The sequence below is a fragment of the Vibrio sp. SCSIO 43009 genome, from assembly GCF_023716525.1.
GTDB classification, from domain to species: domain Bacteria; phylum Pseudomonadota; class Gammaproteobacteria; order Enterobacterales; family Vibrionaceae; genus Vibrio; species Vibrio alginolyticus.
This window is the reverse complement of the sequence record NZ_CP071843.1, coordinates 1801535-1825225: the sequence shown is the minus strand read 5'-3', so window position 1 is coordinate 1825225 and position 23691 is coordinate 1801535. Positions and strand designations below refer to the sequence as shown.

Annotated in this window: 26 protein-coding genes; 13 read left to right on the top strand and 13 right to left on the bottom strand. The window is 45.3% G+C overall.

All coding sequences use genetic code 11. The features are described from left to right. The first annotated feature begins 38 nt into the window (after positions 1–38). The 4 genes from J4N43_RS23750 to J4N43_RS23735 all read left to right on the top strand — a co-directional run bounded on the left by J4N43_RS23750 (position 39) and on the right by J4N43_RS23735 (position 3919). The gene (locus J4N43_RS23750) at positions 39–1385 is read left to right on the top strand and encodes a DUF1302 domain-containing protein (protein ID WP_054576514.1); all 1347 of its coding nucleotides are present in this window, start codon (positions 39–41) and stop codon (positions 1383–1385) included. Further along, positions 1386–2408, top strand: coding sequence for a sensor histidine kinase (locus J4N43_RS23745; protein WP_005374473.1), 1023 nt, complete (start codon positions 1386–1388; stop codon positions 2406–2408). 15 nt (positions 2409–2423) lie between these two features. Then, the gene (locus tag J4N43_RS23740; protein WP_176311385.1) at positions 2424–3215 is read left to right on the top strand and encodes a LytR/AlgR family response regulator transcription factor; all 792 of its coding nucleotides are present in this window, start codon (positions 2424–2426) and stop codon (positions 3213–3215) included. A 68-nt stretch (positions 3216–3283) separates the two neighbouring features. After that, entirely contained in the window at positions 3284–3919 is a 636-nt protein-coding gene (locus tag J4N43_RS23735) for a DUF2268 domain-containing putative Zn-dependent protease (protein WP_005374466.1), read from the top strand. A gap of 117 nt (positions 3920–4036) precedes the next feature. Here the strand turns inward: J4N43_RS23735 and J4N43_RS23730 are convergent, their stop codons facing one another. The 4 genes from J4N43_RS23730 to J4N43_RS23715 form a co-directional block, all read right to left on the bottom strand. Further along, a complete protein-coding gene (locus J4N43_RS23730; RefSeq protein ID WP_005374458.1) occupies positions 4037–4531 on the bottom strand; it encodes a peptidylprolyl isomerase in 495 nt (164 codons plus the stop codon). 121 nt (positions 4532–4652) lie between these two features. Next, positions 4653–6314 carry a methyl-accepting chemotaxis protein gene (locus tag J4N43_RS23725; RefSeq protein WP_025768726.1) on the bottom strand — a complete coding sequence of 554 codons (1662 nt, stop codon included), beginning with the start codon at positions 6312–6314 and terminating at the stop codon, positions 4653–4655. 175 nt (positions 6315–6489) lie between these two features. After that, positions 6490–6876 (bottom strand): thiol-disulfide oxidoreductase DCC family protein, encoded by a 387-nt coding sequence (locus tag J4N43_RS23720; protein WP_047102487.1) that lies wholly within the window; start codon positions 6874–6876, stop codon positions 6490–6492. A 24-nt stretch (positions 6877–6900) separates the two neighbouring features. Continuing rightward, the gene (locus J4N43_RS23715; RefSeq protein WP_158159438.1) at positions 6901–7695 is read right to left on the bottom strand and encodes a DUF4344 domain-containing metallopeptidase; all 795 of its coding nucleotides are present in this window, start codon (positions 7693–7695) and stop codon (positions 6901–6903) included. Between the two features lie 862 nt (positions 7696–8557). On the opposite strand from J4N43_RS23715, the gene gltS (J4N43_RS23710) reads away from it, so the two are divergent. After that, the gene (gene gltS / locus J4N43_RS23710) at positions 8558–9793 is read left to right on the top strand and encodes a sodium/glutamate symporter (RefSeq protein ID WP_005374448.1); all 1236 of its coding nucleotides are present in this window, start codon (positions 8558–8560) and stop codon (positions 9791–9793) included. A 99-nt stretch (positions 9794–9892) separates the two neighbouring features. On the opposite strand, the gene J4N43_RS23705 is transcribed toward gltS (J4N43_RS23710), so the two are convergent. The 3 genes from J4N43_RS23705 to J4N43_RS23695 are packed head-to-tail and all read right to left on the bottom strand — an operon-like array spanning position 9893 to position 11948. Next, a complete protein-coding gene (locus J4N43_RS23705) occupies positions 9893–10723 on the bottom strand; it encodes a hypothetical protein (protein ID WP_053350110.1) in 831 nt (276 codons plus the stop codon). Continuing rightward, positions 10723–11580 carry an ABC transporter ATP-binding protein gene (locus J4N43_RS23700; RefSeq protein WP_005374445.1) on the bottom strand — a complete coding sequence of 286 codons (858 nt, stop codon included), beginning with the start codon at positions 11578–11580 and terminating at the stop codon, positions 10723–10725. The genes J4N43_RS23705 and J4N43_RS23700 overlap by 1 nt, the downstream gene beginning before the upstream one ends. Continuing rightward, a complete protein-coding gene (locus tag J4N43_RS23695) occupies positions 11577–11948 on the bottom strand; it encodes a GntR family transcriptional regulator (protein WP_005374444.1) in 372 nt (123 codons plus the stop codon). The genes J4N43_RS23700 and J4N43_RS23695 overlap by 4 nt, the downstream gene beginning before the upstream one ends. 413 nt (positions 11949–12361) lie before the next feature. Between J4N43_RS23695 and gltS (J4N43_RS23690) the strand changes: the two genes are divergently transcribed. Both gltS (J4N43_RS23690) and J4N43_RS23685 read left to right on the top strand, forming a co-directional pair. Then, the gene (gltS, locus tag J4N43_RS23690) at positions 12362–13588 is read left to right on the top strand and encodes a sodium/glutamate symporter (RefSeq protein ID WP_053350109.1); all 1227 of its coding nucleotides are present in this window, start codon (positions 12362–12364) and stop codon (positions 13586–13588) included. Positions 13589–13741: 153 nt separating this feature from the next. After that, complete coding sequence (locus tag J4N43_RS23685; protein WP_005374442.1) at positions 13742–14608, top strand: hypothetical protein; 867 nt, start codon at positions 13742–13744, stop codon at positions 14606–14608. Between the two features lie 90 nt (positions 14609–14698). On the opposite strand, the gene nagB is transcribed toward J4N43_RS23685, so the two are convergent. Further along, positions 14699–15499: a glucosamine-6-phosphate deaminase gene (gene nagB / locus J4N43_RS23680; RefSeq protein ID WP_005374441.1), complete on the bottom strand. Its 801-nt coding sequence runs from the start codon at positions 15497–15499 to the stop codon at positions 14699–14701. Between the two features lie 374 nt (positions 15500–15873). Between nagB and J4N43_RS23675 the strand changes: the two genes are divergently transcribed. Then, the gene (locus tag J4N43_RS23675) at positions 15874–16125 is read left to right on the top strand and encodes a DUF3081 domain-containing protein (protein ID WP_005374440.1); all 252 of its coding nucleotides are present in this window, start codon (positions 15874–15876) and stop codon (positions 16123–16125) included. A 147-nt stretch (positions 16126–16272) separates the two neighbouring features. Here J4N43_RS23675 and J4N43_RS23670 read toward each other — a convergent pair whose 3' ends face one another. Then, positions 16273–16626 carry a MaoP family protein gene (locus tag J4N43_RS23670; protein WP_005374439.1) on the bottom strand — a complete coding sequence of 118 codons (354 nt, stop codon included), beginning with the start codon at positions 16624–16626 and terminating at the stop codon, positions 16273–16275. 149 nt (positions 16627–16775) lie between these two features. Between J4N43_RS23670 and J4N43_RS23665 the strand changes: the two genes are divergently transcribed. Beyond that, on the top strand, positions 16776–17669 hold the full coding sequence (locus tag J4N43_RS23665) for a LysR family transcriptional regulator (protein WP_005374436.1): 894 nt from the start codon (positions 16776–16778) through the stop codon (positions 17667–17669). An 81-nt stretch (positions 17670–17750) separates the two neighbouring features. Here J4N43_RS23665 and J4N43_RS23660 read toward each other — a convergent pair whose 3' ends face one another. The 3 genes from J4N43_RS23660 to J4N43_RS23650 all read right to left on the bottom strand — a co-directional run bounded on the left by J4N43_RS23660 (position 17751) and on the right by J4N43_RS23650 (position 19428). Continuing rightward, a complete protein-coding gene (locus J4N43_RS23660; RefSeq protein ID WP_005383228.1) occupies positions 17751–18446 on the bottom strand; it encodes a pirin family protein in 696 nt (231 codons plus the stop codon). Positions 18447–18455: 9 nt separating this feature from the next. Next, positions 18456–18899: a DoxX family protein gene (locus tag J4N43_RS23655; RefSeq protein WP_005374434.1), complete on the bottom strand. Its 444-nt coding sequence runs from the start codon at positions 18897–18899 to the stop codon at positions 18456–18458. A 325-nt stretch (positions 18900–19224) separates the two neighbouring features. Continuing rightward, entirely contained in the window at positions 19225–19428 is a 204-nt protein-coding gene (locus tag J4N43_RS23650; protein WP_017633816.1) for a hypothetical protein, read from the bottom strand. 194 nt (positions 19429–19622) lie between these two features. Here J4N43_RS23650 and J4N43_RS23645 point away from each other — a divergent pair, with 194 nt between their 5' ends. The 3 genes from J4N43_RS23645 to J4N43_RS23635 all read left to right on the top strand — a co-directional run bounded on the left by J4N43_RS23645 (position 19623) and on the right by J4N43_RS23635 (position 22388). After that, positions 19623–20990 (top strand): AlkA N-terminal domain-containing protein, encoded by a 1368-nt coding sequence (locus J4N43_RS23645; protein WP_252094182.1) that lies wholly within the window; start codon positions 19623–19625, stop codon positions 20988–20990. Then, complete coding sequence (locus J4N43_RS23640; RefSeq protein ID WP_005374431.1) at positions 20987–21469, top strand: methylated-DNA--[protein]-cysteine S-methyltransferase; 483 nt, start codon at positions 20987–20989, stop codon at positions 21467–21469. The genes J4N43_RS23645 and J4N43_RS23640 overlap by 4 nt, the downstream gene beginning before the upstream one ends. A 100-nt stretch (positions 21470–21569) precedes the next feature. Next, a complete protein-coding gene (locus J4N43_RS23635) occupies positions 21570–22388 on the top strand; it encodes a hypothetical protein (RefSeq protein WP_053350106.1) in 819 nt (272 codons plus the stop codon). 72 nt (positions 22389–22460) lie between these two features. Here J4N43_RS23635 and J4N43_RS23630 read toward each other — a convergent pair whose 3' ends face one another. Further along, entirely contained in the window at positions 22461–23069 is a 609-nt protein-coding gene (locus J4N43_RS23630; protein WP_005374427.1) for a DUF6198 family protein, read from the bottom strand. Between the two features lie 201 nt (positions 23070–23270). Between J4N43_RS23630 and J4N43_RS23625 the strand changes: the two genes are divergently transcribed. After that, on the top strand, positions 23271–23666 hold the full coding sequence (locus J4N43_RS23625) for a GFA family protein (RefSeq protein ID WP_017821038.1): 396 nt from the start codon (positions 23271–23273) through the stop codon (positions 23664–23666). The last annotated feature ends 25 nt before the right edge of the window (positions 23667–23691 follow it).

Below are 23691 nucleotides of genomic sequence, written 5' to 3'. Positions count from 1 at the left end.
TCCGTAAATAGATCCATGAAAACGAGCAAGGAAGTCAGATGAAATCGTACCAGCCTAACCTTAACAAAAGCACCAGTTTGTTGATTGCTGCCTCATTGTGTGTGGGCGCGTCAGCCCCTGCTTTTGCCAATGATGAACTGAGTTTTGAGTGGGATTGGGCTGTCAGTTACGAAACGACCAAGCAGCGTGACAGCGCATTTATACAAGCGCAGAGCAGTTCTCGTGATTCACTTAATGCACTGTTGGATGTGCAGGTGAATTATCAAAACTTCAGTGGCTTGTTTGCTCTGTACAGCCAAGGTTTGTACCTCAATCAACAAGGAGAGAGTGACTGGTGGAGTGAAGCTGATAATCAATTGCTGATTCGAGAGCTGGCTTGGCTAGGGGAGTGGCAAGTCGGTGATACCACTCTTGATGTGAGTTTGGGTAAGTTACGCGTGGATTGGGGCGTGGGTTATGGCTACCGACCTTTGGATCTGTTTAAGCCTTATCGACAAAATCCTGTTGGCTTAGTCGCAGAAGAAGGAGCGGGTGTGTTTTCACTCTCACACTACGATATGGCAGGCGAGTGGACGGTGATTGCAACGGACTCAAGCTGGGGGCAACAAGACCAAAGTGCACTTGATCAAGCCGCAGAGCAACAAGGTATTGGTATTCGTCGTTATGCGCTGGTGGGTGACACTGAGTATCAACTTATTGGTTATTACGATGATGTGCGCCGAGGTTTGCTTGGAGCCAGTGCCATTGCCGTGTGGGATGAATCCATCGCCATGCACGGTTCCATGCTGTGGCAAAAGCAAAGTGTCGGCTATCAGTTTCAGCAAGACGATCTTTACCAACCTGTTTCGGTTGAGAAGCAGGGCAGCGCATTCCAAGCCTTGATTGGATTGAACTGGGCAAACCAAGCCGGACACAACGTGATTGCTGAATATTGGTACGACAGCCGAGCATGGTCGAAAAACGAATGGCAACAAGCAATGGAGCGTGGCGAATTACTCTCTCAGCTCCCTGAACCTAACAACTCTCTGTTGGCTAGCAGCGCTCTACTTGCGACAAGCTACGCCCAAGGGTTTCAGCATGCCAATATCGTTCAGCATAACGTAATGCTGCACTGGAGTTGGGATGTAGAAGCATGGGCTGCATGGAACGGCGAAGCGGATATGGGCTGGCTAAGTGATGTAACCCCTACGTTGGATGTGATGCTGTCGCCACAAGATGGTGGTGTGATCGTCACGCAGTGGCTTAACTACCAATGGATTGATACCGGCGATCAAAGTGTAGAAGTGGAAGTTGCCGCACGCTTTTTAACCGGAGACGACCAATCTGCTTACGCACAAATCAATGATAAGCATATGATTGTATTTAACATCAAAGGGAAATTCTAAATGTGTTCAGCAAAATCAGTGGTGAAAAGTGGATGGCCGCGTAGCTTATTAGTGACTACGGCATTTTGTCTCTTTATCGCAGCAATGACGCTCTCGGTTTGGGGCGGTCCATTCTACATTCATGTGGTGGTTAGCTTTGGATTTGGCTATTCGGCTATCTTCTTCTCATGGCTTGTCGACCGCCTGTTTCCTACCATTCCTCGTTTGGCGGAAGTGGCTATTTCGCTGACGGCTTGCCTATTGTTTGGTGTGGTGAACGCTCAGCTTTGGCTTGGGGAATACTTCGGTATCTCAAGTATGCTGTCGGTTGGTCTCATGGGGTTGTTATTCAGTGCCATGTGCTTTTTCTATTTCTATTCACGCGAGCAACATGCAATCGCTCAAAGAGAGTTAGAGGCCATCAAACGCGAGAAAGCAGAGCAAGATCGTGCGCTATTGCTGAGTCAGCTTAAGCAGATGCAAAGCCAGATTGAACCGCATTTCCTATTCAATACCTTGGCGAATATCAGTGCACTCATGTCGCAAGATGTCGATAAAGCCAAGCTGATGCTAGAACAGTTAACCGCGCTGCTGCGTGCAACGCTCAAAAGCTCACGCGAAGAGCACACCACCATAGACAATGAAACGGCGTTAATTGAGGCTTACTTAGGCATCCAACAAACTCGTTTGGGTGATCGACTCAGTTACAAGATTGAGGTGGAAGAGGGGTTAGGCAGAACCGAGTTACCGCCGATGATGCTCCAGCCTTTAATCGAAAACGCCATCATCCATGGTATTGAACCGAAGCGAGAAGGCGGTGAAGTCTGTTTGCTGATTAAGCGCAAACAACAGAACTTGCTGATTGAAGTCAGAGACACGGGTGTTGGCTTGAATCACGTTAGTGGGCACATGGGCTCTGGAGTGGGTCTAAGTAATCTCAAGCAGCGAGTTGAAGCTTTGTTCGCAGGGCAAGGAGAGGTCTCTATCAGTGAGTCTGCTCAGGGTGGCGTTTGTGTTCGCCTGAGCTGGCCGATGGAATCGTAATCAAGGAAGAAAGGAATGAATACAGGGTTTACTGCCATTATTGCTGATGATGAACCGCTATTGAGGCGTCATCTTGATAAAAGCCTAGCTGAAGTGTGGCCAGAGTTAGAGGTAATAGCTAAAGTCGCCGATGGTGAACAAGCGTTGCAAGCCATTGAGCAATGCCAACCTGACATTGCGTTTCTTGATATTCGTATGCCAGTTTTGGATGGCATGACATTAGCGCAAAAACTCAATCAACTCGCCAATCCACCTTTGATTGTATTTGTCACCGCGTACGATGATTACGCCATCAAAGCTTTTGAGCAAAATGCCGCCGATTATTTGCTCAAGCCTATCTCGGATGAGCGCTTGCTGACGACGTGTGAAAGAGTGAGAGCACGCCTTGCTAAGCAAGAGCAAGAAAGCAGTAATGTGCAGATGAGCAGCCTATTAGAGCAGTTGCAGCAATTATCCGCGCCACAAACGCCGCAATATCTTCAGTGGATCAAAGCGACGCAGAGGGAAGATATTCATCTGATCGCCACGTCTGATGTGCTGTATTTCAAAGCGGAAGAAAAATACGTTTCTGTATATGCCCAACAAGGACAAGGCAAAGTGCAGGAGTATTTGATTCGCACATCGTTGAAAGAGTTGATAGGGCAGCTTAACCCAGAACAGTTCTGGCAAGTGCACCGTTCAAGCGTGGTGCAAGTGTGCAAAATTAGCAAAGTAAACAAAGACTTTGCTGGCAGAATGTTTGTTCACGTTGGAGAAACTAAGCTCGCTGTGAGCCGTGCATCTCAAAGTTTGTTCAAAGGGATGTAATTGCTAGAACTGCTCACTCTTTACACTGTAAACTCGCTGCTCTTAACCCACATTATCAAGGAAGATAAATGAGTTATCGCGTAACCCTGTTAAATGCGACGGGAGAACTGTCTCCAATCTCTGAGTATTTGCATCAGAAACTTGATGATCTGAGCTCACAACTTTCTAGTTACTTTGATTTGAGTAACATTGACCTCACCATTAGCCCGTTTGATCGCAATGACGTACCGCAGACGGGGATTGGTGGCTATTGCTTAAGTGCCTATCGTGTAGAGATTCTGCTTGATACTCAACGTACTGATATTAAAAACGTTATTGAGAAAGAACTAGCTGCGGTGTTAGCGCATGAGTTGCATCACCTGTTCCGTATGCGAGCGGGAGAAAGTGGCGTTGCACTTGGTGATGTACTAATTATGGAAGGGTTAGCTTGTCACTTCGAACGTAAGGTGAATGGCGGCGTCACTCCGAGCTTGTTTGAGCAAATCAAAGATCAAGATTGGCGCCCTTTCTACGCTGAGATGAAAGGCAAGTTGACCAGCTTAGATTACAACTTCGACGCTTACTTTCTTGGCAGCGATGAAAGCCGCTGGCCGAAATACATGGGGTATTGGGTTGGGTACAACCTTGTTGCTGAATATATGGCTGATTTTCAAGGCTCTGAACTGGATTTGGTTGGAGCCAAAGCTGAGCTTTTCTATCAATAACTTCGTTATAAGCCCAACTAATCGGCTGAGTCATAAAAACAAAAAGCGCCTAAGTCATCAGACGTTAGGCGCTTTCTTCGTTTTATAGCGACGATTTCTCTGCAGAGGCGAATGGGTTTATTCGCTGATCGTCACTTTCTCGATAATGATTGGATCGCATGGCACATCATCGTGACCAAGCTTAGAGGTCGTTTTTACTTTCGCGATGCGGTTTACGACATCCATACCCGCGGTCACTTTACCAAACACGGCGTAGCCCCAGCCTAGGTTGGTCGTTGCGGTGTGGTCTAGGAAATCATTGTCTTCCAAGTTAATGAAGAACTGTGCCGTTGCAGAGTGCGGTGCATCGGTACGTGCCATTGCGATAGTGCCAACAAGATTCTTTAGACCACGGTTTGCTTCGTTCGCGATCGGTGCGCGTGTTGGCTTTTCTGCCATGTCTTCGGTATGACCGCCACCTTGGATCATAAAGCCGTCGATAACGCGGTGGAAAATGGTGCCGTCGTAGAAGCCATCTTCACAGTATTTTTTGAAGTTCTTTGAGCTAACTGGCGCTCGTTCTAGGTTCAATTCAATTTCGATGTCACCGAAATTGGTGGTCATAATAATCATCTTGTTTGCCCTTGTGGGTGCTAAGTTGGCGGCATTATAGCTAAGTCGCATTATGATAGCAGAAATAAAAACAGCGACGTTTTGGCGTCGCTGTTTGCATGTTGAGTGTTTGAGGAAAGCTCTAGACCGTAAAGCGACCGACCAAGTCGTACAGTTCGTTGGCTTTGTGGTTAAGGTTGCCACTGCCTGCTCGGTTTTGGTTGGCAAGGTGTGCCGATTGGCTGCTTTGTTGAGAGATGACTTCGATACGTTGTGAAATCTCTTGGCCAACTTGGCTTTGCTCTTCAGTTGCCGTTGCGATAAGCGTGTTCATGTCCATGATGTTAGCAATTGCGGCTTGGATTTCTTGCAGTGCGGCAGAGGCTGCTCGTGCTTCTTCTACCGTTGCTTCACCACGCGCTTGGCTTGAACCCATGGCTTTCACTGCCGCATCCGAGCCAGACTTCAACTGCTCGATCATTTGGTGAATTTCGCCTGTGCTGTCTTGAGTGCGACTTGCCAGTTTACGGACTTCATCGGCAACGACTGCGAAGCCGCGACCTTGTTCACCAGCACGGGCTGCTTCAATGGCTGCGTTCAGTGCCAATAGGTTAGTTTGTTCGGCGATGTCTTGAATAACCTCTAGCGAAGAAGAAATGTTTTTTACGTCGCTCTCTAAACGAGAAATCACCGTGCTGGCTTCTGACACTTCTAGCGCGAGCGCTTCGACAGAGTTCGCTGCTGAATCAACAATGTGTTTTGCTTGTTGTGAGTTTTCATCGGCGTCTCTGGCTGATTGCGCTGCTTGGTTAGCGTTGTTTGAAATCTCGTGCGCCGTTGCTGTCATCTCGGTCATTGCCGCAGCGACCTGTTCGGTTTCTTCACGTTGACCTGAAGCTAACTCGTCCACTTGCGATGCACGCTGTGACATCTCGTTGGTCTCTGAAACCACTTCTTGTCCGACATGGCTAACACTCTTGATGATGCCTTGCAGGCTTTCAACGAAGATATTGAAGTTGCGGCTCAGCTGCGTGAACTCCGGCACGCTCGATTCTTCCATGCGCGCGGTTAAATCTGCATCGCCTTGTGCGAAAGAGTGAATTGAAGCATCAAACTGCTCAATAGGTTTCATGATGCTGCGGTTAACAAATACGGCAAAGACTGCAACTATCGCTGTTATCGAGGCACAAAACAGGGCTATTGCCGTCAGTGTGGTGTTGAGATCTTCGTGTGCGGCTTTTTCCATGTCTGCCACAATGGCGTCGATATCGTCCGTGTAGAAACCCGTTCCCAACATCAAGTCCCATTCAGGAATAAAGACTGAGTAGCTCAGTTTCGGTAGTGCTTCACTCTGACCGAGTTTCGGGAAGTAATAAGTCGTGAACTCGCCAGTTTTGGCATTTTTTAACAAATCCTGAATCAGGTAATTGCCTTTCTTGTCCTGCAAGTTATAGAAGTTTTCCCCGATGCCTTTGGTGTTTTTACCCACCACGACGCGAACGCCTTTTGAATCATAACCAAAGATGTAGCCGGATTGACCAAACTCTAGTTGTTTCAAGATAGGCAGAGCCTCTTCCAGTGGGGCATTTTGTGCGAGTAGCGGCTCGACAGCGGAACGCGCCATTTGTACGTAGCTTTTGAGTTCGGCTTTTTTCATCTCCATCATTCGACTTCGAGTTTGCTCAATCTCGTGCTCGTTGTAGGCTGTGGTTTGTACGTAGGTGAACCACATCATGCCTATTGCCATAGTTAGAATTGGAATTATTGAAAGGATATATAGTCGTTTTCTGATCGTCAGATTCATAGAGACGTCCTTCTCTCGGCGCAGCGTTACAAGTGACAAGCTGAATAAGCTTGCCTGATAAAAGTGTTAATACTTATTGTTGTAATGCTTAGAGATTAACCGAGTTACTCAATCAGAAGTACTGGAAATTTGTAAATCTAGACGAAGGTCGTAGCATTTTTAAGCGGGATCACAATTAACGTGAACACGACCCACTATTGCAACGAGAAGTCCCTGTTAACCAATATGAGACGCGATACCTATTCTTTGCGAATTTGAGGTAAAGCCAGTCAGCAACAGGTTTAACGAGGCGCCAACGCAGTGGAGCGTAGAGCCAACCGCGACCAACTAATTGCCACGCACGATGAGTCACGTCCAACCCAAGCAGAAGCTCCCCCTTTTCGTTGAGGGCGTGCAAAATGGTGTTGGCTTGTTCAGGAGCGATCTGAGGATAATCTGCGAATGCATCACTATAGATATCGACGGTTTTGATGTGCTGCTTGGAATCGCGTTGTTTTAGCGCCTTCATCTCTTTGGCACAAAGCGGGCAGGTTCCGTCATAAAATATGGTGAGTTTTGTCATTGCGGTCTTCTTGTTTGAGATTTTCTAATCGCTTTTACGTGGCGAATTTTCTTTTGGTTCATTGTTTTGCAAGTAATGCAGCCAATTGTCGCGAATGTTGCCGTAATTGAATTGGCAGAACTCTTTGCGATCACGCAGGTAGTCTTTTTCTACTTCATCGAGTAAGGCTTTGTATTGCTCAGGATCACTACCGTACACCAGACATAACGTTGAAAAGTAACGCTGCAAATCAAAGCTGTGTTCGTCAATGTACTCGCCAAAATCGTAGTAGTCCGGTCTGTCGTCGGATTCGAATGCGAACATGTCGGCGGCGCTAATGGCCATATCTGCGCCATCTTCTAGGAAGTCAATCATTAAAATGGTGGCAAAATTATCGACCGCATCTTCTTCTTTTCCGAGAACAGGGATGCTTTGATCTTCGATGTAAGCATGCCCAGCTTCATGAAGTAAAGTGTGCAATAACGTATCTAGCGCCCCTGTTTTTGGGGATTTTCCGAAGCGTTCTTCATACTGATTATTGGAGAAGTAATTGAGCGACTCCAAATAAAAAGTGTAAGGAACGTATATTGTGTATGTATCAGGGTCATACATTGGACCATCTTCTCCGCCGTAAACCAGCGTGAGAGCTTTATCAAATGGAAAGTAGACCTGAGATAGCTCAACAAAGATGGTGTTTACATCGCTGCTTTGAATCGATTGTTGGGCGATTTTTTCATGAGTTGTCTCTACGGGAGAATATTGAATACGAATGCTTTCAGCTGCTGTAGCTGATGAGACGACGCTGAGTAATAGCGCAGGGCAAAGCGAATGAATGTTCATGTGGGACTCTTGTTATTGAATAACTTGTATAAAAAATTATACATGTTTTTGTCTGATGCATAGTTGGGGTTGTACTCATTAGCCAAAGTCGGGGCATCGGTCTCGAAAAGCAATCATGATAACATCGCATATTTCGGCGGCTTGGTTCTCTAGGGCGTTTATCAAGACCTCTTGGATAAGAACGGCGGTGAAGTTATTGGCTATGCATCGTTTTCTAAGAAGCTTACTGAGTAACTGTGCTTCGATCTTTATCTGTGAAAATGATAATAGGCAGTTAATCATTGCAAGGTTTAACCATGGGGTTGGTGAATGTCACTGAATTGAAGAAAATTATCAGCGATATGTTATAATCCTGCTCCGTTGTGACGAAAACGTTTGTTGCAGCCTGAGAGTTTCCTTGGATTCGGCTCGTTTATACACCATGAGCCAGAGTTGAAAAGCTACGACAGGAACAGGCAAACCCAATTGTTTTGAACGCGCTCTCGGCGTTTAACGGTTACAACGGGAAGGAACTTTGTTTGATAGTAATTGACACATTCTGTTTAAGTAAGGGAGCCCGAAGTGGTTCAGAAAGTGTCACCCAGAATTTACTCACAACACAACACCCCAAGCGATAACGCACAGGTATTGCGAGGGGCCATTTGAAGGAGCTGTATCAGCTCCTTTCACATTTAAGGGCTTGCTAACAGCGTAAAAACTGACACATCGCTTAAGGAGCGCCCCTTAAACTAGCCTAAGGCGCATCTACACCAACTTTTTGAGTATTTTCGAAACAATAAAGCGAGAAAATTTGCTATTGAACGAAGGTTAAACTAACACTCATTCATTACGGAGAATGAAGAGAACAATAATAAGAGGCGATATGAATCATTTAATATCTGTAGGTGCACTGGAGTCCTTCTTGGTCGCAATTAGTGTGCTTTTCCTGGGGCATTTTATTAATGCTAAGCTACCGATTTTAAAGAAATTCAACATACCTGAGCCGATTGTAGGTGGTCTTATTGTAGCCTGCATGATTACTGCTCTTCATTTCAACGGCATCGATTTAGAGTTCGACTTGCCATTACAAAATACGTTTATGTTAATGTTTTTTGCGACAGTTGGTTTGGCCGCAAATTACACTCAGTTGATGAAAGGAGGTGCGAAGGTTTTTATCTTCTTAGCTGTCGCATCGTTTTACATCATCATACAAAACGGCGTTGGCGTTTCACTTGCGGCGGCGCTCGGTTTAGATCCTTTGATGGGGTTAATTGCTGGCTCGATTACTCTGTCGGGTGGTCATGGTACAGGTGCTGCGTGGTCACAAACCTTTCAAGACGTGTATGGATTGGATAACGTCTTAGAAATTGCAATGGCATCAGCGACTTTTGGTTTGATCATCGGCGGTATCATTGGTAGCCCTGTAGCGCAGCGTCTGGTGGAAAAGAACAGCATAGAGTCTGAGTATGGTCGTGGTGGTCGAGATGCCAAAACTCACGAGAAATTCCCGGAGTTGGTGACTTACAATGAATACGAAGAAGATAAAGTAACGGCGAAAAAAGTGGTGGAGAAACTCTTCTTCTTACTGATTTGTGTTACTGGGGCCAAGTATGTCGAGCAATGGGTAAGCACGTATGAAATCTCATGGCTGATGATTCCAGACTTCGTATATGCGCTATTCATTGGTGTGATCATTACGAATTTCTTGGAAGTGACCAAAATTCGTAAGTTAGATGCCGAAACGGTCGATATGTTAGGTACGGTATCGCTATCTCTATTCCTAGCGATGGCTCTGATGAGCTTGAAGTTATGGAATATCTTTGATCTAGCGATTCCATTCTTGGTTATTTTAGCTGTGCAGTCTGTCGTCTTAGCTATCTTTACGTACTATGTTACGTTCAAAGTGATGGGAAGCAACTACGATGCTGCGGTTATTGCAGGGGGGCACTGCGGTTTTGGCTTGGGTGCAACCCCAACAGCCGTAATGAACATGGGTTCAATCGTTAACCGATTTGGCCCGTCGCCACAAGCATTTATGGTGGTGCCAATTGTGGGCGCTTTCTTTATCGACATCGTCAACTTAATTATCTTGCAAGGCTACATTTCATTCCTTGGTTAAAGTTAAGTGGATGAGCTCCTAGAGGCGAAATAAAACGGTCACAACACTGGTTGTGACCGTTTTTTTATGACTTGGTTTGGTCGTTTATTGAACGAAGCATTATTGGATAGTTCGGCTGAACTTGAGGCTAGCTGTCCAACCAAGAATACCAATGAAGGCGTAAATGCCAACGTTTAACCAACCCGCTTGAGGAATGGCATTGAATGGGTTTGGTGTAATAATGGCGTGCAGCGGAAGGTAAAGCACTTCGGAGAAAAACTGATCTAGCCCGTAGAAACCAAAAAGTGCGATAGGCATCCAACGCAGCGCATAAATGGCGATAAACAAAATGACCAGTGGTGAGTTCACTTTTTGTGAAATAGCCATCGCAGTTAATGCCAGCGGTAACAGCAGAATACCGGCGAACAACATTCTGATTAAAAACTCTCCCCAATGCAGCAGCACGTAACCTAACGAGGCTTGGCGGTACAATAAAGCCAATTGGTGATCAGTAGAGATGTTCAGCAACCACAACATTAAATTTGCAGCGAGTACGAGCACCGAGCAGACGAGCGGAATCACCAATAAGCCAAATCCTAGCTTCACTAAATGGGTTTTTATGTCACTGACAGGCATACTGCGCCAAAACATAATGCTGCCTTCCGCCCGTTCTTTGCGTAGCGTTCTTGGGAAGTACTGAACGGCTAACAAGATAGACAGCAGCCCTGCTCCTCCGGTAATCAACGTATTGACATCATCACCAAGCTCTTTGTGAATGTCACTGACATCGCCACCAAAGCTCATTTGGAAAAACATATTGTGTTGTAGAGTGTCGTTACTCATTAAACTCACAAAGAGAATAACTCCACACGCCAACACAAACAGTGGAATACGTAAAACAAGAGGGTTTTCTAACCACTCTTTTTGCAACATCGCGACAACTGAACGCATTACGCTGCCTCCTTCTGCAATGCTAAAAATAAATCCGCTAACTTCACCCCATGGATGGAGCCCATTGTTTCTGCTTGTTGGGCATACTGGGCTTTGAGTAACCATTTCGTTGAACCGAGGCCTTTTTGTGACGAGAGTGGGTTCATCGCTTCAATTTGTGTGCGGTGCTCGTCGTTGGCTTCAAGAATGAAATAGTCTTCACTGATACTGTCCATCGAGGTTTGCAGAACGGGGCGACCATGCTTAAGAATCAGAACATCTGTCAGCAAGTGCTCAATCTCTGATACTTCATGACTGGCGATGATCAACACGCGCTCGCCGTCGTGAAACCATTCCAATAAGTGACGATAAAACGTCTCGCGATACACGAGATCTAACCCGAGTGTCGGTTCATCCAATATGAGGATTTGGGTGTTGGTCGCGATCACAATCGCGAGGTGTAATTGCACCTTCATCCCTTTGGATAAAGATTTGATACGCGCACGAGGTTTGATGTCCGTTTGACGAAGTAGCGTATCTGCTTGGGCGCGATTGAACCCTGGATGCACGCCCTCGGTATAGTGAAGCAGTTGAGCAACGGTCATCCAATCTGGCAGAACGTTGACATCCGAGATGTAGGATAAGCTCTGCATTATCTTGTCGCGTTGCATAATGGGTTCAAATCCGTTGATACGAATAGTGCCCTGATATTCATGTGCACCGAGTAGGGCATTAATAAGCGTTGATTTACCTGCGCCATTATGGCCGAGTAAGCCAAGTACTTGTCCTGCATGTAGGTCGAAACTCACTTCATGCAGTGCTTCTCCTTGTTGCTGATATTGCTTGGAGACGTTGTTTACACTGACTAATGCGCTCATTGGTCACCTTTCAAGTGTGGTTTTAGTTGTTGAATGAATTCGTCGAGTGACATATCCAGACGCTGTATTGTGTCGGCTATCTGCGGAATTTGTTGCTGAAGAAAACGTGCCTTCTCGTCTGCGAGTAATTTGAGCTTTGCTCCTGAAGCGACAAACATACCTTGACCGCGTTTTTTCTCCACTAGCCCGTCATCAACAAGCAATTGATAGCCTTTCATAACGGTGAGGTGGTTAATTTTCATATCTGCAGAGATGCTACGGACGGAGGGCAGAGCATCGCCTTCTTGCCAGACACCTTGCAGTATTTGCTGCGTGATCTGGTCTGCCAACTGTCGAAATATCGGTTGGCGATCATGCCAATTAGTCATGAGTGAATCTCTTGGTTGAGATGGTGTTATATATATGTATAACACCTAGTGCGTTAGAGAGAAAGTAATAATTTAAAACCTAGTGTATCCGCCTGTCTTATTCGCTCTAAATATCCACCTATGTGGTCGTTGTTTTGAGGTTTTGTTTTATATGGAAATTAATTGCTTCTCATAAGTTGAGAAGTGTTGTTTTTCTCTTCCCATCAATACACTTATCGCCTGTTCTAAATGAATATTCTCACTGAATGATAATTAGCATAATTTTAGGTCTGCCTATTTCTTACTTGATGAGAATCAATGGTCAAAGAGGCCTAGAAAACAAAAGTTTCGAGAGGCAATCTGACTGGCTTAGGCACCTATCTCACGTTGAGCGCGTGCTCAATGAATGAGAAAGAGTAGAGTAAAGAGGTCTCATGAATCAGGTAATATCTATCGGCCCACAGGAGTCGTTCCTCGTCGCAATTTGCGTGTTGTTTTTAGGGCAGTTCATCAATACCAAGTTACCAACCTTAAAAAAATTTAATATTCCAGAGCCAATTGTTGGTGGTCTAGTGGTCGCTTGCGTCATCACGACGATGCACTTAAACGGTGTGGATGTTTCCTTTGATTTACCACTGCAAAACGTCTTTATGCTGATGTTTTTTGCAACCGTTGGCTTAGCGGCAAATTACACCCAACTGATTAAAGGCGGTGCGAAGGTTTTCATCTTCCTAGTTGTGGCATCGGTCTACATTCTTATCCAAAATGCGGTCGGCGTGTCCTTAGCAACAGCGTTGGGGTTAGATCCACTCATGGGGTTGATCGCCGGATCCATTACGCTTTCTGGCGGACATGGAACGGGAGCTGCGTGGTCGCAAACTTTTCAAGAAATGTATGGTTTGCATAATGTTCTAGAGGTGGCAATGGCTTCTGCTACATTTGGCTTGGTGATGGGCGGGATTATTGGCAGCCCTGTTGCACAAAAGCTACTAAACAAACACAACTTGGAATCGGAATACGGACGCACCAATCAAAGTCATCAGAGTTTCCCTGAACTGGTGACGTACAACGAACATGAGGAAGATCGTGTCACAGCGAAAAGAGTCGTTGAAAGCTTGTCCATCATTCTACTTTGCGTGACAGGCGCGAAGTATCTGGAGAGTTGGGTAAGCAGTTTTGACATCAAGTGGTTAATGATTCCCGATTTTGTTTATGCGCTGTTTATTGGTGTTGTTATCACTAACATCATGGAAGTGACGAAGGCGCGCAAGGTTGATTTAGAAACCGTTGATATTCTTGGCACGGTTGCACTATCTCTATTTCTTGCCATGGCCTTGATGAGTTTGAAATTGTGGAATATTTTCGATCTTGCGATCCCATTCCTTATTATTCTTGCTATTCAGTCGGCAGTGTTGGCGATGTTCACTTACTACGTAACATTCCGAATGATGGGAAGCAACTACGATGCGGCGGTGATCGCTAGCGGACACTGCGGTTTTGGATTAGGTGCTACACCGACTGCGGTCATGAATATGGGCTCCATCGTGAGTCGATATGGTCCATCACCACAAGCATTTATGGTGGTTCCAATTGTCGGTGCATTCTTCATCGACATTGTGAATTTAGTGATTTTGCAAGGATGCATCGCTTTTATTAAATAACATTCGCTTTTTTACCGAAATAACAAAGCCAGCACCTATACGCTGGCTTTGCCATTTGTAACACGAAATCTTGTTTGCCTGACTTCAAGCCGTGAAATCAATGCGTTACTATGACGACATAGTGTTCATTTTGCAGCAGCATGAGGTACCCACATGTCTGAAAAAATATCGACGTCGGCATTAGCGAAAATGCGCAAGGTAGAAGCTAAGCTGCTGTTTGCCGATCTCAAACGTGCAGGCTACATCGTTCGCCAAGATGAAAAGTGGATTTTGACCGAAGAAGGGGCAAAGTTTGGCGGTGAGTATGTGGATCACCCTAAATTTGGCCAGTTCATCGTCTGGCCGACCAACTTACATATTGAGCTGACTCCCAGCTCAGGGAAAACATTGAGCGCGACACAACTGGGTGAAAAGCTGAAATTGAATGCGAAGCGCATGAATCAGCTTTTGAGTGAACTGGGTTGGTTGACCAAATCCGAAGAGGGATGGAGTGTCACTGAAGCTGGTGTGCGCGCTGGTGGACAGCAAAGAACCGATAAAGAAACACAAAATACCTTTGTCGTATGGCACGATGTGGTGCTGCGTAACAAGCGTCTTAAGCAGTCTGTCATTGAGTTTTTAGGGCAAGACGCGGAGTCACATTCTACGGATAAATCGTACTCAAGCTTTCGCCAAAAATTTGAAGCCAAGCACCGAACATTAGATGGGCATTACGTGCGCTCTAAGGGGGAGTTGCTCATCGACAACTGGCTGTACTTGGCTGGTGTTGTGCACGCTTATGAGCGTCAGTTGCCGATTGACCAAGATGTCACTAGCGATTTTTACTTGCCAGGCGGCAAAGTCTATTTGCAATTTTGGGGAAGTGACGATGGGGAGATGGCTCAGGCCGACCGTGAGACCATTCGTACTGTTTATGAGCAGCATCATTTCAATCTTATCGAAGTCGAACCGAGTGAACTAGACAAGTTGGATGAAGTGCTTCCTAAGCGTCTTCGTCAGTTTGGTATTAAAGCTTATTGACGACTTAAGCCCGCTGTTCAGATAAGAAAAAACCCGTGTTCAACACGGGTTTTGTATTTTTAGTGTATTTCTAGGCTGCCATCCTATGAGTTAAAAGCCTTTGATGTTTTCTGCTTCTAGCTCAGAGAAGTACTTCACTGTCTTCACTTTCAGTTCTTGTTGAGCTGGTTCGTCGCATACGATCACCGCTTTAGGGTGAAGCTGAAGTGCAGAAACTGTCCATAGATGGTTTACACAACCTTCCACGGCTGCTTCAAGTGCCTGAGCTTTGTTATGACCAGTGACCAAGATCATCACTTCTTCTGAGTCTAGAAGCGTACCAACACCGATAGTCAGCGCGTATTTAGGCACTTGGTTGATATCGCCGTCAAAGAAGCGAGAGTTCGCAATGCGAGTGTCTTCAGTGAGGGTCTTGATGCGAGTACGAGAAGAAAGAGATGACGCTGGCTCGTTGAACGCGATGTGACCGTCGTTACCCACGCCGCCCATGAACAGGTTGATCTTGCCGTAAGACTTAATTTTGTCTTCGTAACGCTTACATTCTGCGTCGTGATCGTCTGTGTTACCGTTCAGTAGGTTGATATTTTCTTCTTGAATATCAATGTGATTAAAGAAGTTGTTGTACATGAACGAGCGGTAAGATTCTGGGTGATCCGCAGGGATGCCAATGTACTCATCCATGTTAAAAGTCACGACGTTTTTGAAGCTGACTTCGCCGGCTTGGTAAAGCTCGATTAGGGCTTTGTAGGTTGCTAGAGGAGTGCCACCAGTTGGTAGACCCAGAACGAATGGACGCTCAGCAGTAGGTTTAAAGTCGTTGATACGCTTAGCGATATGCGCAGCTGCCCACTTACCTACTTGTGCTGCTCGAGTTAACGGGATAAGTCTCATTTTGTGCCCCTAGTTATTGGAATTGACGATGTACTGAAACATTAATTCGCATTATAAAATAAGTAATGGCGAACTGCTATTGTTTTAGGTCAAAATTTTGCTTTTTCTTTAACCAATGTTGGTTTTGTCGACGATTTTTATATCTAAATGCTTTTATAAGACGATTTTTTACAAAGAAATTGCATTATGAAACTGACGAATCAATAGATAAAATTTATGATCTAAATTAAGTTCTGCCTTCGTACTTAACCTTGTTTTTTAACAACCTACAGAGTGCGAAATCGCACACGAACTTCAAATATTATGGGTTAGATATGGCATGGCGCTCATTCTTTAACCATAATTGAAATGTGTAAACCAGTGAGGAATTCGGTATGAAAAATGAGTTAGATCCGAGCAAAGTACTACAGGCTTACGAATGTGTGATGAACAACGGTACGCCAACCGAATTTGGTAAAATGTATGAAGGTGTAGAAGCGTTTTCTGACTACGATGGGTACAACGTTTTCTTGAGAGGGAATGGTGTTGAGCTAAAAATTGGCTTCCACAACACCTATCACTTGGAATATGACCAAGAGCATTTGAAAGAGAGCTTTCTGAAAAAGATTGCGACGCTCGCCAAGTAAACGGTCATCACCCAAATATTAAAAAAGCCCTTGGGAGAACGCCCCCTTGGGCTTTAGGAGAAGAAATGAACTTGTCTTGCTCGCTCAGTAAAGTCAAACGAGCTTTCGCCTACTACTAGAAAAAGGCGAGAACTAGGTTATTGGTTATTAATCGTCTTCAACCAAACTCTCTTCAATGTATTCTTCTGTGGCGTCAGGCTTGTTACGACCATTTAGCGTATGGAAGCGCTTGCGACCACGAGCAAGTTGGGTGTACTTTAGCCACGTACGCTCAAGTTTTGTTTTTGCTTTGCCCGGGTTTTCTAACACCTTGATGAAGTGTTTCTCTTCGCTGTTTTCAGGTGTTAATTCGCCTGACTCTAAGCCAAGCATTGTATCCCCATAAATTGTTAGGATTTCCTCTTCTGAAAGAGTAAAATCGCCAGACTTTGCAAAGCCGCGTGGGAATTTTACGTTATCGTAAAAACGTTTTTTGCCATGACGGAATTCAGTGTCAGACATGTCAACAGCCTCTGTAACCGTTATTGATGAATGTAGTGAACTTACGGCGAAAATTAGGCTTAAATCTAACAAAAGAAAAACAAAACTTTTTTGTCGTCATGATTTTAATTAGTTGTTAATCTGGTTTTATATTAACCAGGAGATGGTTTATGGATGTAAAAGTCTTTCGAACATTTTTAGAGCTGGCAAGAGTTCGTCACTTCGGACGTGCTGCTGAGAACCTTTATATTACCCAAGCCGCAGTGAGCGCACGTATCAAACAATTGGAAAGTTACTTCGATACGCAATTGTTTATTCGTGATCGAAATAACATAAAGTTGACCTCTGCAGGTGAGCGCTTAATCAGCTATGCCGAGGTAATGGTCACTACATTGCAACAAGCGAAGCTAGAATTATCGCTTGAAGATGGCAAAGCGCTGCAACTAACGTTAGGTGGCACGCCAAACATTTGGGACGCTTATTTACAGAATTGTTTAAGTGTCGTCACAGATTCGTTTGGTGGTTATGGCTTCATGGCAGAAGTGATGGGACGTGAGATGCTCAGTCGTAGCTTGCTAGAGCGCACGTTAGATATGGCATTTGCGTTCGATCAGATCAAAGCTGATGAGCTTAACTGTAAAAAAGTGGCAGATGTTGTTCTCGTTCTGGTATCAACTGAGAAAGATTCTTTAGATACCGTTTTCGAAAACAAATATGTGTACGTTGACTGGGGGACGCGTTTCTCCTCGGAGCATTCTGAACGTCACCCTAAGATTCCGGCTCCATATTTACGCACTTCAACAGCGCGTATCGCATTGGACTTTATTTTAGAGAAGGGTGGAGCCGCGTACTTACCAATCTCTCTCGTGGAGCCATTTATCGCTAATGGGCAGCTTCACAAGGTGTCTGGAGTAGAAGATTGGTGTCGCCCTATCTATTTGAGCTATCGTAAAGCTAGCTCGTCTGTAGACGCAATTAAGCAAGTGGAAGAAATTGTCAAAGAGATCGATCCACTGACCGCTTACAGTTTTCAGCAAATTGGTTCTGGCACTTCCGACGAATAGCGTTGAATGAAAAGTCAGAAAAACGAAAAAGCCGCCTTGAGAAATCAAGGCGGCTTTGTTTTTATCTCGATGAATCGATAGTTATGGTAAGTCAAACAACAGGGCTGTTGTGCTTTCGTTTGATGTATTGCGCAAAACAACCTTACTCTGGTGTTCAATCTTCGCGCCGTCGCCAGCCGTCAAAGTGGTATTGTCGACACTAAGGCTCCCAGTCACTTGATGGATGAATAGATTTCGGCCCGACTCAATCTCAAAGTTTAGTTCGCTACTTGGCTCAAGAATTAACTGATGCAAAGTCGCATCTTGCTTAATAAGTAGCGTGCCGTTTTCTCCAGTTGGAGTTGCGATAGTCGTTAACCCAGGATTGCGACCAAAATCTTTTTGCTGATAACCTGGTTTGGTTCCAAATGTGTTCGGTTGAATCCAAATCTGTAGAAACCGCAGCGTATCTTGGTTCGATGCATTGTACTCACTGTGGTAAATCCCTTTCCCTGCCGACATGAGTTGGAATTCACCTGCAGGTAGTGTTTTGACGTTACCTTCACTGTCTTTGTGTGCGATAACACCTTCCAACACATAGCTGATGATCTCCATATCACGGTGGCCATGTGTATCAAAACCCGCGCCAGGCTTGACTACATCGTCATTAATGACTCTCAGCTCAGAAAAGCCCATATGTTGAGGATCGTAGTAGCTACCAAAAGAAAACGTATGTTTGCTATCAAGCCAGCCAAAGTTTGCTCGACCTCGGTCTGCTGCATGTCTTACCGTAATCATAAGGCCTCCTTAAGAGAGCTTTTTGTTTAAAAAGTTATCTAACGCTGCTTTACCTGCGCCAGAGAACGCCAGAGAAACGCTTGCTGCCAGTAATGCTAAGCCAAACTCGTAACCGTTGTTTGCCATGAATAGGCCATTTTCAAAGTGGACAGAGAATATCGCTACCACCATCGTGAACGCCAAAGCAACCGCTGCTGGTCGAGTTAGCAGACCAAGTAAAATGAACAAGCCGCCAAAGAACTCTGCGCTGCCCGCAAGTAACGCCATGAGCACGCCAGGACCTAAACCGATAGATGCCATCCACTGACCTGTGCCTTCTAGCCCGTAGCCACCAAACCAGCCAAATAGTTTTTGTGCGCCGTGCGCCATAAAGATAATGCCGATTGGAACGCGAAGTGATAGTGCGCTGTAACCTGCGTTTGATGTGGTAATTTTCTGTAATAGTGCTTTCATGATTCTGTCCTCTGACTGTTTTCAATGAGTGGGAAGCGTGTGCTCCCGTGCTGTTGAGAACAGTTTAGGTAGAGGCGAATATAAAAATAACGGGAGGATTTTGATAAACTCGTTCTAAAAAATTGAATAGTTGGTTTTTATTTATTTAAATCAATGTCTTGATTTTTATATTAGAGTGTTTATTTGCCGATTATTGTCTGTTTTAAATCAAGGTCTGTCATTATTTTCGATAAACATTTTTGCTGTTAAACAAAAAAAGAGCACATGTACTGTGCTCTATTGCTTTCGCTTTTAACAAGGGAGAAAGGTGCGTTAAAGAAAACCGTCAGAGGTTCATTAAGCTCTCTAATGACTCCTCTACATTGTTGTAGTGATAAGTTCGAATATTACGTCCATCCGTCGCATTAATCTGAATTTCTGAGATCTCGTTATCTGAGTCTCGTTCGATGATTCCAATAGAATGATCTACGGATTTACTGGTAATAACCTTTTGGTTTCTTAATACAATTACGCAAGTATGTAAGTCCATGCCAATTCCCTTTAGCCGACGTTGTTGTGATGTTCTGGATCTAACTTTAGTGTACAAAAGCGCTAATGCCAATAAATCTCAATATTGAGTTCCGAAAATGGCTAATTATGGGCGCTTAAGCAAGCTACAATAACACTATATTGAACGATGCCTATGAACAATAAATGACAAAAGGCATGAGCAAGGAAAGCACTATGTTTATTCACCCCCATACCTCACTGACCTTTGAGCAGTGTCACAAGGCGCGAGTCGCGCGAGACAGTCGTTTTGATGGGCGATTTTATGTGGCGGTAAAAACAACGGGAATCTTTTGTCGTCCGATTTGCCCGGCAAATTTGCCTAAAGAAGAAAATGTTGAGTATTTCGCTGATAAGACGCAAGCCCTTCAAGCAGGGTACCGTCCGTGTTTACGCTGTCGACCTGATAGCGCTCCTGGATCTTGGGCATGGAAAGGTGTCGAGACGACCTTTCAACGAGCGATTTCGTTAATTGATAGAGGGGAGTTGCGTCACCATTCGGTGTCTGAGTTGGCTGAGCGTGTTGGGATTTCTGACCGTTACTTACGTATGTTATTTGAGCAGTATCTAGGTATGTCACCCAAGCAGTATGCGCAATATCAGCAACTAATGTTCGCCAAACAGTTGCTTCACTCCAGCTCTATGTCGGTCACCGACGTGGGGTTTGCGTCAGGTTTTAACAGTACGCGCCGCTTTAACGATGCTTTTCAAAAGTTTCTCAAACTAACGCCTTCTCAAGTACGCCGTAAAGAGTTTGATGGTGCGGGTTGCAATCGAATTGCCTTACCTTATCGAGGTGAGTTGAATTGGTCGCACATGTTGGACTTCTATCGTTTGCGAGCGGTTGAGGGGGTTGAGCTAGTGAGTGATGAGAGTTATCAGCGCAACGTTTTTTTGGATGACAGCAAAGCCTGGTTTAAAGCGACAAAAGGTGAAGGATACTTAGAACTGGCGTTTGAAATTGAAGACGTAACGAAGCTGCAAAACTTGGTGTCTGACATTCGTCGTATGTTCGATCTTGACGCTGATATTTGTACTGTTGAGCAGCATTTGGAGTATGTCGCGCCTGGGCTCGTGTCGAGTAAAGGTATTCGTATTCCTGGTGTATGGAATGCATGGGAAGCAGGGGTTAGAGCGATTTTAGGCCAGCAGGTGTCGGTTAAAGCGGCGATTGGTCAACTTAACTTATTGGTGGCCACACTTAGTGGAGAGTCAGAAAAACGTTTTTTCCCGACTCCCAGTGATATTGCAAACGCCGACGTGAGCTTTTTGCGCATGCCGCAAAGCCGTAAAGAGACGCTAGTGCGCTTCGCCCAGTTTATGCAGGACAACTCAGAAGCTGACCCCCAGCAGTGGCTAACTTTGAAAGGCATTGGACCTTGGACCGTCAGTTATGCTCAACTGCGAGGGCAATCTCAACCCGATTGCTTTTTAGATAAAGACTTAGTGGTGAAAAAGGCGATGCAGCGTTACCCATCACTGAATACGCACACTGCGGCCCCTTGGGGAAGCTACGCGACGTTTCACTTATGGAATCAATCATGAAAACATTTTATACCGAAATGCCGAGTCCACTAGGAACGGTGACTATCCAATCGAACGCTGAGGGCTTACTTGGCATTTGGTTTGAAACATGCACCACTAAGCCGAGTGAGCTGGGAGTGCGAGACGAGCAGCATCCGGTCTTGCGCCAAGCTGTCACCCAACTGGATGAATACTTTGCTGGTCTGCGCAACGAATTCGATTTGCCCCTTGCAGCGACAGGCACTGATTTTCAAAATCAAGTTTGGCAGGCACTAACGACCATTCCATATGGGGAAACGTGGAGCTATCAAGATCTCGCGAATGCGATAGGTAACCCTAAAGCTGTGCGTGCTGTTGGGTTAGCAAACGGGAAGAATCCGATTTCTATCGTGGTGCCTTGTCATCGCGTTATTGGCAAAAGCGGAAAACTGACTGGGTATGCAGGTGGAGTGGAGCGCAAGCAACGTTTGCTCGCGTTGGAGCAAGGTACACCGCTTTAAGTGAGGCGATTCTCGTATTGGGATTAAGCGTGCTACACAGGGGTAACGATAGTGTAGAGTTTCATAATCGTTATACGAATAGAAGAAGGACAATAAGGACATGCCTTTCAAAACGGATTTTGATGCCTTCATGAGTGAGTGTTGGCAGCATCACGAGGAAAATCCCGAACAAGTTTATGCTCAGCTAGAAACGGCTCTGAGCGAGGTGGAAGACGTTACCCAAATCGAGCGAATATTCGCATTGATGCTGCATACCGCTATTGGGCATCTCCAGTGCCCAGAACAGTTTCTTACTTGTTTAGAGCACTTTGATGAACGCAAGGTTGCCGAGAGTTTTGCATTTCAACGCAGTATTGCCGTTGCGCGCTATTTCGTAGATGGCACTGACAATATGGAATTATTGGAAGAGCAAGAACAACGCCGAGTTTACGCTTTGATTTCGAATGAACTTTCTGCACTTGTTCAGCTTGAACTGGCGAGTCAATGGTTGGTGAAGGCAGCGTTAGGAACGACGCCGAACGATGCAGAAGGGCCATTAGCGCGCGCTATCGCGATCACTGCGAACAACTTAGCATGTCAGTACGAAGCGCTGGCTGAGCGCACGTGCATGGAAAAATCGAAGATGTTAGAAGCAGCGACACTCGCGCTAGACTATTGGAAAGTGGCAGGGGGTTGGATGCAAGAAGAGCGCGCAGAGTATCGCTTAGCGATGAGCTTGCTTAAAGCGGATAAACCGCAAGAAGCCAAAGTGCATGCTGAGCGCTGTGAGGCTATTTGTCAGCAAAATGGTAGCGACGCGTTTGAGCTGTTCCACGCACATGACTTGTTGATGCAAGTACACTTCCATCTTAGTCAGAAATATAAAGCTAAATTGGATGAAGAGATGCAGCAGCACTGCAAAACGAGCTCGTTGACGTGATCTTAGCGTTGAATGAAAAAAGCCCCGAGTGACTGGCTGGGGGCTTTAGGGTTGTTGACTATGCAGCGATGATTATGCTGCTTGCGCTTTTGCTTGGTATCGTCCTGGTTTATGGTTCATCGCCAAAATCAAGTTCGTTGCGATGGCACCTAGAACAGATAGAGCGATAAGGTGCACATCTACAATGAACAGTGACATCACCACGATGGCACAATCTAACGCCATTTGAACTTTACCCGCTCGAACTCCAAAACGTTCCTGAAGGTACAACGCTAGAATGTTAAAGCCACCCAAACTCATTTTGTGACGGAAAATTACCAACATACCGATTCCAATCAGCCCACCACCCAAAAGTGCCGCATAGAAAGGTTCGATTCGTGAAATCTCAATCACATGATGCAGATGATCGACCGCAAAAGAGACAATCGAAACCGCAATAAAGGTATTGATAGTGAAGCGCCAACCCATGCGCATCACAGATAAAATATAAAAAGGGAGGTTAAGAGCGAAAAATATCTGACCAAAACTGAAGTCACTCACTTTGGTTAGGAAGATCGCCAAGCCAGCCGTACCGCCAGTGAGCAATCCTACTTTGCTAAAAAATATCACTCCAAGTGACACTAACGCACTGCCGAGCGTCAGAGCCAAGAGGTTCTCTCTTAGGCTATGATCTTTGTCCATAAATTAATTTCCTTGGTTTAAAAAACGCGCCGGAGATAACACGTCTCACGGACGCGATAGACAGTCGCCAAAATAGCAACTAACAAATCGGCAAATAAAATGTCGCGAAAAGTGATGGATGTCGAGTTTTTGGACGAGATTATGATGATATTAACCTGTTTAACATAATGTACACAGATAGAAAAACAACAAGGAAAAGTTATGATTAAGAAAGTTGGCAACACCCAAATCAACACATTACATCGACTGAGTTGTCACTGTGGAAAAGTTGAGTTGGAACTGGCGTTACCCAATGGTATTGAGAAACCGAGACGGTGTGACTGTTCTATGTGTCGACGTCGTGGCGCGATTGTCGCATCTGTACCTTTGAACGGTATTCGTATTGTGCAAGGCGAAGACGTCTTGAAGCAGTATCAATTTAATACACACACTGCGAAGCACTTTTTCTGTGGCGAGTGCGGTATTTATACGCACCATCAGCGTCGTTCTGACCCGAGTGAGTATGGCTATAATGTCGGCTGCTTAGAGGGCGTCAACCCATATGAGTTGGGAGCGATTGAAGTGATGGATGGCGTTAACCATCCATCCGACCGCTAGGTTGTGTTGCAAGTTAAGTACCTGA